Source organism: Acidovorax sp. CCYZU-2555 (assembly GCF_018413525.1).
Taxonomy (GTDB): domain Bacteria; phylum Pseudomonadota; class Gammaproteobacteria; order Burkholderiales; family Burkholderiaceae_C; genus Comamonas.
Genome location: NZ_JAHCDD010000122.1, coordinates 1 through 11,805, shown reverse-complemented (window position 1 = coordinate 11,805; position 11,805 = coordinate 1). Strand labels below are relative to the sequence as shown.

At 66.2% G+C, this 11,805-nt stretch carries 12 protein-coding genes and 1 pseudogene; 5 read left to right on the top strand and 8 right to left on the bottom strand.

Annotated features, from left to right (window positions below):
- The first annotated feature begins 63 nt into the window (after positions 1–63).
- From KHY18_RS25920 to KHY18_RS25910, 3 genes are read left to right on the top strand one after another with little or no spacing between them, the layout of a single operon-like run.
- Positions 64–1,074, top strand: coding sequence for a Bug family tripartite tricarboxylate transporter substrate binding protein (locus tag KHY18_RS25920; RefSeq protein WP_213307021.1), 1,011 nt, complete (start codon positions 64–66; stop codon positions 1,072–1,074).
- Positions 1,075–1,081: 7 nt separating this feature from the next.
- Entirely contained in the window at positions 1,082–2,458 is a 1,377-nt protein-coding gene (locus tag KHY18_RS25915; RefSeq protein ID WP_213307018.1) for a lyase family protein, read from the top strand.
- Positions 2,442–2,900, top strand: coding sequence for a carboxymuconolactone decarboxylase family protein (locus tag KHY18_RS25910; RefSeq protein ID WP_213307015.1), 459 nt, complete (start codon positions 2,442–2,444; stop codon positions 2,898–2,900). The genes KHY18_RS25915 and KHY18_RS25910 overlap by 17 nt, the downstream gene beginning before the upstream one ends.
- A gap of 4 nt (positions 2,901–2,904) precedes the next feature.
- Here KHY18_RS25910 and KHY18_RS25905 read toward each other — a convergent pair whose 3' ends face one another.
- The 4 genes from KHY18_RS25905 to KHY18_RS25890 all read right to left on the bottom strand — a co-directional run bounded on the left by KHY18_RS25905 (position 2,905) and on the right by KHY18_RS25890 (position 6,780).
- Positions 2,905–3,768, bottom strand: a complete 864-nt coding sequence (locus KHY18_RS25905) for a class I SAM-dependent methyltransferase (protein ID WP_213307012.1) — start codon at positions 3,766–3,768, stop codon at positions 2,905–2,907.
- Positions 3,769–4,251: 483 nt separating this feature from the next.
- Positions 4,252–5,088 (bottom strand): siderophore-interacting protein, encoded by an 837-nt coding sequence (locus tag KHY18_RS25900; RefSeq protein ID WP_213307010.1) that lies wholly within the window; start codon positions 5,086–5,088, stop codon positions 4,252–4,254.
- Positions 5,089–5,299: 211 nt separating this feature from the next.
- Positions 5,300–6,136, bottom strand: a complete 837-nt coding sequence (locus KHY18_RS25895) for a helix-turn-helix transcriptional regulator (protein WP_349630340.1) — start codon at positions 6,134–6,136, stop codon at positions 5,300–5,302.
- An 8-nt stretch (positions 6,137–6,144) separates the two neighbouring features.
- Positions 6,145–6,780, bottom strand: coding sequence for a YbhB/YbcL family Raf kinase inhibitor-like protein (locus tag KHY18_RS25890; protein ID WP_213307006.1), 636 nt, complete (start codon positions 6,778–6,780; stop codon positions 6,145–6,147).
- Between KHY18_RS25890 and KHY18_RS25885 the strand changes: the two genes are divergently transcribed.
- Positions 6,779–7,096, top strand: coding sequence for a hypothetical protein (locus KHY18_RS25885; RefSeq protein WP_213307003.1), 318 nt, complete (start codon positions 6,779–6,781; stop codon positions 7,094–7,096). The two genes, KHY18_RS25890 and KHY18_RS25885, sit on opposite strands and share 2 nt — an antisense overlap.
- Positions 7,093–7,869, top strand: a complete 777-nt coding sequence (xth, locus tag KHY18_RS25880) for an exodeoxyribonuclease III (protein ID WP_213307000.1) — start codon at positions 7,093–7,095, stop codon at positions 7,867–7,869. The genes KHY18_RS25885 and xth overlap by 4 nt, the downstream gene beginning before the upstream one ends.
- Before the next feature lie 33 nt (positions 7,870–7,902).
- Here the strand turns inward: xth and KHY18_RS25875 are convergent, their stop codons facing one another.
- The 4 genes and pseudogenes from KHY18_RS25875 to KHY18_RS25860 form a co-directional block, all read right to left on the bottom strand.
- Positions 7,903–8,667: a ferritin family protein gene (locus tag KHY18_RS25875; protein WP_213306996.1), complete on the bottom strand. Its 765-nt coding sequence runs from the start codon at positions 8,665–8,667 to the stop codon at positions 7,903–7,905.
- 244 nt (positions 8,668–8,911) lie between these two features.
- Positions 8,912–10,477: a nitrogen regulation protein NR(I) gene (gene ntrC / locus KHY18_RS25870; RefSeq protein WP_213306994.1), complete on the bottom strand. Its 1,566-nt coding sequence runs from the start codon at positions 10,475–10,477 to the stop codon at positions 8,912–8,914.
- A 39-nt stretch (positions 10,478–10,516) separates the two neighbouring features.
- On the bottom strand, positions 10,517–11,596 hold the full coding sequence (gene glnL / locus KHY18_RS25865; RefSeq protein WP_213306991.1) for a nitrogen regulation protein NR(II): 1,080 nt from the start codon (positions 11,594–11,596) through the stop codon (positions 10,517–10,519).
- An 8-nt stretch (positions 11,597–11,604) separates the two neighbouring features.
- Positions 11,605–11,805 (bottom strand): annotated as a pseudogene (locus tag KHY18_RS25860) (hypothetical protein); the annotation flags it as partial.

The window sequence follows — 11,805 nt, the reverse complement described above, 5'->3', positions numbered from 1 at the left end:
TCGTCCACACTGGCATCAGGCCGGGCGCATGCCCGGACCCACCTATAAAACCAGGAGACTTTCATGCGATCCATCGACGCCAACGCTTTCCCTCTCACATCGCGCCGCGCCTGGCTGCAGTCCGCGGGGGCGCTGGTCGCCGTCGCGGCCCTGCCCGCCTGGGCGCAAAGCCGCGGCAAGGGCGGCGGCCGGCTGGTCGTGCCGTTCGCGCCCGGCGGCGGCAACGATGTGTTCGCGCGCCAGATGACGCATGGCCTGCAGGAGATGTTCGGCTACAACATGATCGTCGAGAACAAGGCCGGTGCGGGCGGCAATCTGGGCACCGAGATGGTGGTGCGCGCCTCGCCCCAGAGCGAGACCTATCTGCTGGGCCATACCGGCACGGTGTCGATCAATCCCGAGCTCTACAAGGGACTCAAGTTCAACGCCTCCACCGACCTGCAGCCGGTGGCGATGTTCGCGTCCTCGGCGCTGCTGCTGGTCGTGCCCGAAAGCTCGCCCATTCGCTCGGTGGCCCAGCTGGTCCAGGCCTTGCGCACGCGCGGCGCGCAGATGAACTATGCGTCCAGCGGCGCGGGCACGGGCGGCCACCTCACCGGCGAAATGCTGGCACATATGCTGGGCGTCAAGGCCACGCATGTGCCCTATAAAGGCACGGCGCCGTCGCTGACCGATGTCGCCGGCGGCCTGGTCGACTTCAGCTTCAGCGTGATTCCCGCGGCCCAGGCGCTGGTCAAGGCCGGCAAGCTGCGCGCGCTGGCCATCACGGGAGCCCAGCGCCACTCCCAGCTGCCCGACGTGCCCACCGTCGCCGAATCCGGCGTGCCCGAACTCGCGCAGTTCGAAAGCTCGCTGACCTATGGCCTGCTCGCGCCCAAGGGCACGCCAGCTGCGCAGGTGAAGAAGCTCGCCCAGGAAGTGCTGCAGGTCGCGGCCCTGCCTGCGTTCCAGTCGAAGCTCGGCGTCGAAGGCGCGGTGCCGCTGCTCGGCGATGCCAAGGCCTATGCCAAGAAAATCCAGCAGGAAAGCGCCAAGTGGGCGGCCGTGATCAAGGCCTCGGGCGCCTCGGCCTGAATCGATGATGTCCTTGATGCACGCCTACCTGCGCCCGCAGGATGCCGACACGCTGTTCACCGACGACCAGTGGATAGAGGCCATGCTGGGTTTCGAATCCGCGCTGGCCCAGGCCCAGGCCGAATGCGGCGTCATTCCACACGACGCGGCCCAGGCGATTGCCCAGGCCTGCGCCACGGTGCAGATCGACGCCCAGGCGCTGGCCGCGCGCGCGCACAGCAGCGGCGCCATGGGCATGGCGATCCTGCAGCCCGTGCAGCAATGGCTGCGCGCCCACCGCCCCGAGGGCCTGGACTGGCTGCACTGGGGCTCGACCACCCAGGACGTGGTCGACACCGCGCACGCGCTGCTCACGCGCGACGCGCTGCAGCGCCTGCTCGCCGAACTGCAGGCGCTGCAGCATGGCTTGATGGCGCTGGCCCAACGCCATGCGGCCACGCCCATGCTCGCGCGCAGCCTGATGCAGCCCGCGCAGGTCACGAGTTTCGGCTTCAAGTGCGCGCAATCGGCAGCGGCCCTGCAACGCTCGCGCCAACAGCTGCAGGCGCTGGCCGCGCCGGCCCTGTGCGTGCAGCTGGGCGGTGCCGTGGGCAATCGCGCGACGCTGGGCGCATCGGCCGCGGCGGTGGAGCAGGCGCTGGCGCGCCGGCTGGGCCTGCAGGCCTGCGGCTACAGCTGGCATACGCAGCGCGATGCCTGGCTGCGCCTGGCGATGGAAGTCGCGGTCTGCGGCGGCAGCCTGGCCAAGCTCGCCAAGGACTGGTCGCTGATGTCGCAATACGAAGTCGGCGAACTGCATGAAGCGCCGCGCGGCAGCACGTCGAGCGCCATGCCGCACAAGCGCAATCCCGTGCACTGCATGCAGGCCGTGGCCCAGACCCAGCCCGTGCCCCAGCTCGCGGCCACGCTGCTGGCCTGCATGGCCCAGGCCCACGAACGCGGTCTGGGCGAATGGCAGGCCGAAGTCGCGCACGCGGCCAGCCTGTGGCGCCATGTGCATGCGGCCGCGTCGGCCTTGCGCAGCGCGGCCGAAGGCCTGCATGTCGATAGCGCGCGCATGCAGCAGCACATCGACGGCCTGCAGGGCGTGGTGTATTCCGAGGCGCTGGCCCAGGTGCTCGCGCCGGTGCTGAGCAAGCCCGCGGCGCAGGCGGCCGTCGCCGAATGCGCGGCCCAGGCCTTGTCCCAGGCCCAGCCGCTGCACCTGTTGCTGGGCCGCTGGCTGGAGCAGCACGGCAGCGCAGATTCCCAACTTTCGCACGCACTCGCCGCAGCCGCGGACCCGCGGCAAGCCGTGCAGGCCTCGGCCCAAGGTTGCCAGGATCTGCTGGCCCTGATCCATACCACCACCGACAAGGAGCCCGCCCATGCCCTCCATCAATGAAGACAGCCTGCGACAAGGCCTGCACAACCGCCGCCGCGTGCTGGGCGAAGCCTGGGTCACGCAATCCGTGGAGAACGCCAATGCGCTCAACGTCGAGTTCCAGCGCATGATCACCAGCTATGCCTGGGACGGCATCTGGAGCCGTCCCGGCCTGGACCGCCGCACGCGCCGCATCATGGTGCTGGCCATAACCGCCGCCATGGGGCGCTGGGAAGAGTTCGAGCTGCATATCCGCACCGGCCTGCTGGCCGATCCCGCCGACCCCGAAGCGGCCGCGCTGGACCTGGCCACCATCCAGGAAGTGCTGCTGCAGACGGCGGTCTATGCAGGAGTGCCGGCCGGCAATACCGGCATGGCGATGGTGATGAAAGTGCTGCGCGAGCTGGACCTGGTTCCGCCCAAGGCCGATTTCTTCGCTGCGCCGCCCGCCACGGCACCCTGAAGGTTCAGACCGCGCCCAGGTCTTCGGCCCGCAGCACGTAAAGCGCGTAGAACGGCAGGCCGAACAGCATGCGAAAGCCCGGGCCCATCACGCTGTAGGGCCAGCCATAGTCGTCCATGACATTGAACGTCTCTGCCAGCCGCAGCCGCTCATGCGCCTGCGTCAGCTCCGACAGGCGCCTGGGGCCCCAACGGAACTCGGCCGCCGTGTGCTTGACCGAAGGGTGCTGCTTGGCGCGCCCGATGGCAAGCCAGCACATCACATCGAACGCGAACGACGAGCCCGCGGGCGCGCGCTCGCCGAACGTGCGCAAGATGGCCTGCACTTCGGCGGGCTGCAGATACATCAGCACGCCTTCGCAGAACAGGAACACCGGCGCGCCCGTTGGCGTGGCCGGCAAGCCCAATCTGTCCCACCAGTCGGGCGCCGTGAGGTCCAAAGGCAACACGGCGTGGCGCTCGCCCGCGACCGGCAGCAGCGCGCGCCGGATCTCCAGCACTTCGGGCAAGTCGGCATCGGTCATGCGCGCCCGGCCGTTGTCGAGCCACTGGAAATAATTCGACAGGCCGCAGCCCAGGTTCACGACATGACCGTCTGGATTGGCCTGCAGAAACTGCGCGGCCAGCGCCCGAAAGCGCTGCGTGCGTGCCAGCACGCCATAGACACTGTGCCGGTCGCTCAGCCACTGCGTGCCATCGTCACCCAGCGCCGTGAGAATGCGCGCCGCATGCGCGTCGCCCAGCGCCAGCGCCGGGAACATGGCGTCGCCCAGCGCCCGCGCGGCCAGCGGAATGCGCAGCGTCGACGGCACGGCCGACAGCGGTGCGTAATGCACGGGTGTTGCTGAAATGTCGAGTTCTTGGTTCATGTTCACCTCCGGAAAATCACGCCATGCACGCCTGGCGATCTCTGGGGGAATGTACCGTTATGTCGCCTGCGCACTGAACAGGGAAATGACATCGCATCGCGGAAAAAAAGCATGGCTGGCCGGCGAACCGATGGCTAGCAAAAACGACCTTGGAGACTGTGAAGTCTCGGATCGCCCCACGATGAAACGGGTGGAGAGCGCGGCGCCTTGCTGCGCTCCCCAATGACTGAATCATAACCTGCTTGAGAATGAATATCATTCAATGACCTTGCATGTTGCAAGGATCTACGGCGGCCCTGCATTGATGGCACCCCATTTCGCGCCAATAACGCCCACATCCCGGATACCGCGGTGCTGGCGCGAAAGGCCTCTGCATGCGCCGCGCGCTACGGTGTACTGCCAGCGTCTTTTTGCCGCCCATAGTCCAGCTATGGCAGGAAAAGCCGCGCCGCCCACCGCCGCCTGACGGCATGCAGAGGTTCGCTAGATGGCGATCGCCAGATCGTCCCATTCGGCCAGCGTTGCGCCGGCGGCAATGAACTTGCCATAGGCCGCCTGACGCTGGGCATCGATCTCGGTATTGCTCGCGCCGCTCTTCCAGTAGCCGGCAATCGCCACATCTTCCTTGCCCAGCCCGACCAGCGTGTGGAAATGCTGGCGAATCGCGCGCATCTCGTCGCGCTCGCCCGCGCCCCACACCACATGGCTGGCTGCATCGGGCAATTGCCTGGCCTGCTGCAGCAGCAATTGAGCGCCCGGCGCCTGCAACGGCACGCGGTGCAGCTGCAGGCCCGCGATGCGCGGCAGCTCAGCGAGCGCATGGGTGTCGTCGGTCGCTATCCAGCCCTGGCCCTGCGTGCCCGCGGGCCACTGGTGCAGTATGGAATGCAGCGCGGGAATCGCGGCGTCGTCGAGGAACAGCGCCACGCGCCGGCCTCTGGCCTCGGGAATCTGGATGTTGGCGCGCGGCCCGGTCAGGCGCAGCGCATCGCCCACGCGGGCAAACGCCGCCCAGCGCATCATCGGGCTGTCGGCGCCATGCCGCACCACGTCGAACTCGACGCGCGCCTGCACTGCCGAAAAGGAACGTGCGGTATAGATGCGGGAGACCGCGCCCGTGCGGTCGTCGAGGTGGATGCGAAAAGCCACATTGGGCAGTGTCCAGCCCGGATCGTCGGCCGACGTGGCCAGCGCGATGCCGACACGCAAGGTGTGGGCAGAGGGGAGGTCCAGGGAGATGACGGTGGCGTCCACTTCATGCAGGCCACGGTTGTGGTCTTCGGACGCGCGCGGCGTGATGGCTTGGTCTTTTGGAAGCATCGGTCCTGAAAGCAACTGCGGGAAAAAGTGCATGGCTGGCCGGCGAACCGATGGCTAGCAAAAAACGACCTTGGAGACGGTGAAGTCTCGGGTCGCCCCACGATGAAACGGCGGACAAGCCGGCGATGCGCGTCGTCTTGTCCATGGATGAAGCATAACTCAAATGAGAATGAATATCATTCATTGACCGCTATTTCATTGCAGTCTTTCCTCAGCGCACCGTCGAAGGCAGATACCCGAAGCGACTGCGAAAGCGCTGCGCGAAGCGTGCCTGCGACTTGTAGCCGCAGGCCAATGCGATGCGAGCCATGCGCCAGGACGTGGTCTGCACCAGCATCATCGCGTGGTGCATGCGCACTTCCATCAGCAGCTCCTCGAAGCGCCGGCCCTCGCCAGCCAGGCGCCGGCGCAGCGTCGCCTCGCTCATGGCCAGCGCGCGGCCGGCCTCGGGCGCAGTCCAATGCTGGGCCGGGGCTTCGGCGATCAGCGCGCGCAGGCGCTCGGCCGTGGCCGGCGCGGCACTGCGCGGCGCGAAAACATGGCCGCGCTCGGCCAGCGCGGCGAGCAGGTCGAGCAGCCGGTACTGCAGTCTTTCGTCGCTCACGCGCCTGAGTTCCACGCTTTCGCAGACATGGCGCAGCGTGTCCGCCAGCTCCTCGTCCAGCGCCAGCATCCGCCACGCGCCGCGCGCTTGCGGCGGCGGCGCGGCGCTCGCCCGCGCGCGCTGGAAAGCGTCCAGCAGCGGCGCCGCGAAGGTCAGAAACACCGAGCGAAAACGCTGCGCATCGCCCCCGGGAGTCTTGCGCAGATCGGCGCAACTCTGCGGCGCGACCAGCAACATCGATTGCGGCGAGTCCACCGTGATGTGCTCGCCGCCGGAATCGAGCGCCAACCGCCCCTCGGCGATCCACAGCAGCGTCGCCTCATGGAACACGAAGCGCGGCGTCTGCTGCGGCTGACGCAGACAGGGCTGGGCGAGGCCGCACAGGCCGCGCCGCAGCACGGGCGTGCCCGGCGGCAATCGCCAGTCAGTCCTGACCTCGATCACCACACGCCTCAGCCCACGGCGACCGCCGGGTTGAGGCTGTAGAGCCCGGTCAGACTGGCCTTGCCCAGCACCGGGGCCGACGCCAGGGCCGCGAGCACGTTGTCGCCCGTCAGCGCGCCTTCGACGTCCAGGCGCGGCGTGGCCAGCGCATAGACCGTGAAAACGTAATGGTGGACCAGCGTGTCGTTCCACGGCGGGCATGGACCGTCGTAGCCGTAGTAGTTGCCCTTCATCCCGTCGTCGCCCGCGAACCAGCTGGTGTAGTCGTTGATGCCATGGCGCAGACCTTCAGGCGCGTCAGGCCCGGGCTTGCCGCCGGCGGTCACCGCGCTCGAATGCGCGCCGGCGTCGATCTGCGTGGTGCCGGCCGGAATGTCGAGCAGCAGCCAATGAAAGAAGTCCACGCGCGGCAACGTGGCCGGCACTTCGCGGCCCTCCTGATTCACATCGTCGCCGCGGCTGGGCACGTCGGGGTCATGGCAGACCACGACAAAGGATTGCGTGCCTGCGGGCACATCGTTCCACGCGAGGTGGGGGTTGCGGTTCGACGACAGCGCCACATGGGCGCTGGCGTCGGGCACGCCAAAAGCGAATTCGCCGGGAATCGCCTGGCCGTCCTGGAAGCTCTGGCTGGTCAGCTGCATGAAGAAATATCCTTTGAAAGTTCGGCGCTACAGATGCACCGGCCCTGCCATCGTATCGGTGCCGCATGCGACCAAGATTTCTTATCCGATCAAAATGCGCTCCGAACCTGTCATTTTGATGGACTGCGCGCATTTTTTCAGCAACTGTGACGCGGCCAAGGGCGGATATCGGCCCACAGGCCGCGCAACGCAGGCGGCTGCTACGATCAAGCCAAACCAAGCCATTCTTAGAACCCTTTCTTTTGCCCGACCGCTCGCCGCAAGGCTGCAGAAGTCCCAACCCGGCCCATGGAATCCAATGGGTTTAAAACGATGAAAATTGCCACCTGGAACGTCAACTCCCTCACCGTGCGCCTGCCCCAGGTGCTCGACTGGCTGCAAGCCAATCCGGTCGATGCGCTGGCCCTGCAGGAACTCAAGCTGACCGACGACAAGTTTCCGCTGCTGGCCTTGCAGGAAGCCGGCTACCACGCGGTCACGCACGGGCAGAAGACCTATAACGGCGTCGCCATCCTGAGCCGCACGCCCGCGCGCGACGTGGTGCGCAACATCCCCGAGCACGACGACCCGCAGGCGCGCATCATCGCCGCGACGCTAGACACCGCCAGCGGGCCGCTGCGCCTGATCAACGGCTACTTCGTCAACGGCCAGGCGCCGGGCAGCGAAAAGTTCGCCTACAAGATGCTGTGGCTGGAAGCGCTGCGCGAATGGGTGCGCAAGGAACTGGCCGCGAACGAGCGCCTGGTGCTGGTCGGCGACTTCAACGTCGCGCCCGAAGACCGCGACTCGTTCGACCCCGAAGGTCTGCGCGAAACCATTCACCACACGACCGAGGAACGCCAGCATTTCCGCGACCTGCTGGAACTCGGCATGACGGATGCGTTTCGCATGTTCGATCAGCCCGAGAAAAGCTTTTCCTGGTGGGATTACCGCATGTTGGGTTTTCAGAAGAACCGCGGCCTGCGCATCGACCATATCCTGGTCAGCGATGCCCTCAGGCCCCACGTGAGTGCCTGCGTGATCGACCGCGCGCCGCGCAAGAACCCGCAGCCCAGCGACCACACACCGGTAGTCGTCACGCTGGACTGAAGCCAGCAGGCAATCTCTGGCGCTGGAGGGAGTTCAGGAACGCAGCCAATGCAGCGCTTCGAGACCGCGCTGCACCGCCATTGCCTGGCGCAGCAAAATAATGCGCACCGCTTCGGGCAGACCTTCGCGCAGCGCCGCACGGTAAGCCATGTGCAGCATTTTCTCGGCGTCTTCGCTGGCGTCAAGAACGTCCTCGTTGCTTTGCGGCGCGATGACCGACTTGATCGACTCCCAGCCGCGCAGCAAGGAATCGGCAAATGCACGATCGCCCTTGTTGTGCGTGGGCAAGGCAAACTCGTGCACCAGCTCGGCGGAAGCGGCTTCGAACGCCAGCAGATGCCGCTGCAGCATCTGCTGCACCAGGCCGGTGGGAGCCTGGGCAATGGCGATCTGCAGGCTTTTCGCGGTCTGCAGGTTCAGACGCTGCAAGCCCTGCAGCACGGCCAGCAACTGGACCTGCGACAGGCCCAGCACGGGATCGGGGTTGCGCATGCGTTCCCACGCGGCCTGTACGGCACTCGATACCTGGCGCCAGGCGAGCAGACTCGTGCCTTTGCTGCCCGGCCATTGGGCTTCGAGCAACGGCAGCACTGCCGCCAGATCATCGGGATATTGGACCGCGGCCTTCCAGCCGAGCTCATAGGCGGGGCGGTACTGGTCATAGCCGCGACCGCTCACATAGTTGGGCTGGAGATGGTAGTGGTCGTGCCAGAAAGCGTCCTGGAGCACATCCTGGGTCGCCTGGATCATGGGGTTGCCGTTGGCGGCGTTGCGGGCGGTAGGTGTCTGACGGTGCAATTCTTCACTCCAGCGTAATTGACGCTGGGTTCGGCGTAAAAAAGAAGAATCGGCAATCCGGGGGTCAGGCATATGAACACGCTCTCCGCACACAAAAACAATATGACCCAATTCTCGTCAAGTTAGTGGCGCTTGCGGGTCAGTGGTTCCTACACGATGGCGTAGGACCGGGATGACGCCTGGTGCGTCCCAGGCGCGCAGGCAAGGGCGGTCTGCGCCCCTGCCCGGCTTCATCCCCATACTCTCAGTGCTCTTCGCCCGCTTCGAGACCCAGCTCCTGGATCTTGCGGGTGATGGTGTTGCGGCCTATGCCCAGGCGCTGCGCGGCTTCCATGCGCCGACCGTGGGTGACCTGCAAGGCGGTGCGAATCAAATGCGACTCGAAGCGCCGCGTCAGCACATCCCACACATCGGTCTGGCCGCTTTCGAGCAGCAGCCGTGCCTGCACGTCAAGCAGCGGCTCCCAGGTGGACGGCGCCGCGCCCCCCACAGGCGCCTCGACGCTGGCCGCTTCGTGCGCTGCCATCGCCGGCACGAAGGCGGCCGGCTGGGCCTCTTCGCGCTCGGATACGGGACTGCTGTCCTGCGCCGCGAAAACGGGGGCCACGGGCGCGCCAACGCCGCCCGCCGACGGTTCCTGCAGCACTTCGGGCGGCAGGTCCTTGACCGATATCTGCTGCGCGGGTGCCATCACCGTGAGCCAGTGGCAGATGTTTTCCAGCTGGCGCACATTGCCCGGGAACGAGAACGTTTCGAGCCGCTGCAGCGCCGCTTCGGCAATCCGCTTGGGCTCTACGCCCAACTGGCGCGCGCTTTGCTGCAGGAAGTGACGGGCCAGCATGCGCACGTCTTCACGGCGCTCGCGCAGCGCGGGCAGGCGCAGCCGGATCACGTTCAGGCGGTGGAACAAATCCTCGCGGAAACCACCTTCGCGCACGCGCTGCTCCAGGTCCTGGTGGGTCGCGGCGATCACGCGCACCTGCGACTTCACGGGTGCATGGCCGCCGACGCGGTAGAAATGCCCGTCGGACAGCACGCGCAGCAGCCGCGTCTGCAGGTCGAACGGCATGTCGCCGATTTCGTCGAGAAACAGCGTGCCGCCATCGGCCTGCTCGAAACGCCCGCGACGCTGGGTCTGGGCGCCGGTGAACGCACCGCGCTCATGGCCGAACAATTCGCTTTCGAGCAGGTCCTTGGGGATGGCCGCGGTGTTGATCGCCACGAACGGGCCGCCCGACACGGGTGAATGCTTGTGCAGCGCGCGCGCCACAAGCTCTTTGCCCGAGCCCGACTCGCCCGTGATCAGCACCGTCACCTGGCTTTGGCTCAGGCGGCCGATCGCGCGGAACACGTCCTGCATGGCCGGCGCCTGGCCGAGCATTTCTGCATTCAGCGGCGTCTGGTCCTCGATGATTTCTTCGCGCTGGCTTTCTTCCACCGCACGGCGGATCAGCTCCACCGCCTTGGGCAGGTCGAAAGGCTTGGCCAGGTACTCAAAGGCTCCGCGCTGGAATGCCGAGACGGCGCTGTCCAGATCGGAATACGCCGTCATGATGATCACCGGCAGGCCCGGCTGCTGGGTGCGCACCTGCTCCAGCAGCTGCAGGCCCGAACCGCCCGGCATGCGGATGTCGCTGACCAGCACCTGGGGCGGCTGGCGCGCGGCATCGCTGGGGTCTACATCGGCCAGCGCCTCGAGCACTTCACGCGGATTGGTGAAGCTGCGGGTGGGCAGGTTTTCCCGTGCCAGGGCCTTCTCCAGGACGAAGCGGATCGAGGGGTCGTCATCTACTATCCAGATCGGCTTCATACTTTCTTGCTTCCTTCCGCTTGGGAGTTGTCATGGACCTCAGGGCAAGGGGATGAGAATGCGGAAATCAGTGCATCCTGGCTGGCTGTCGCATTCGATCAAGCCATCATGCCGCTGCACAAAGGTCTGGGCCAACGTCAGCCCCAGACCCGATCCGCCATCCCGTCCAGACACCAGTGGATAGAAAATCCTGTCCCTGATGGTCTCTGGCACGCCCGGTCCGTTGTCTATCACATGCAATTCCAATGCCAGGCGGTAGCGTTGTTTACCAAAAGTCACCTGGCGCGCGACGCGCGTGCGCAAAGTGATGCAGGCATCGCCTTGAACAATGCGCGCCGACAGCGCCTGCGCGGCGTTCTGCACGATGTTCAGTACGGCCTGGATCAGCTGCGCGCGGTCGCCGCGGAACTCGGGAATCGAGGTGTCGTAGTCGCGCCGCACGCTCAGGCCCTGCGGGTATTCGACCAGCACCAGCGAGCGCACGCGCTCGCAGACTTCATGGATGTTGACGTCGCCGACCAGATGCGGGTGGCGGTGCGGCGCGAGCAAGCGATCAACCAGGCTTTGCAACCGGTCGGCCTCGTGCACGATCACCTGGGTGTACTCGCGCATCTCGGCCGATTCCAGATCCATCTCGAGCAACTGCGCCGCGCCGCGTATGCCGCCCAGCGGGTTCTTGATCTCGTGCGCGAGATTGCGGATCAGCTCCTTGTGCGCCTGCGTCTGCTCGATCAGCCGCTCCTCGCGGTCCTGGCGCACCTGCTGCTCGAGCGGCGACATTTCGATCAGCACATGGCCCGAGCCTTCGGCGATCGACACGATCACCTGCATGGGAATCGCTTCCTTGGCCTGGCGGTGCAGGCTGGCTTCGAAGCGCAGGGCCGCGTAGTCCTGTACGCGCGCGCCATCCATGGCCTTGTGCAGCAGCGCGGGATCGACGAAATGCTCGGCGAAACCGCTGCCTTCGAGCATGCGCCGCGACAAGCCCAGGGCGTTCTCCAGCGCCGCGTTGGCAAACAGCACCGAACCGTCAAGCTCCAGCACGGCGATCAGGGTACAGAGCGAATCGAAGACATGGTAGGCGCTTTCCGCGCGCCGGTTCTCAAGAGAAAGGGACATGTACGTCTTCAGTTGACCGGAGCGTCCGCGGATGCTGCAGGCAGGCGGGAAATTTCACGCCGCAGGCCCTCGATGTCGCTCTGGTAGCGCGCGATCTGCGCCTTGAGATTGGCCGTGCGTTCGATATAGCCCTGGGGATTGCGCAACTCCAGCGCCGAACGCTCGGGGCTGCCGTTGTTGTACTCGAGCTCGAGCTGGGCCATGCGCTC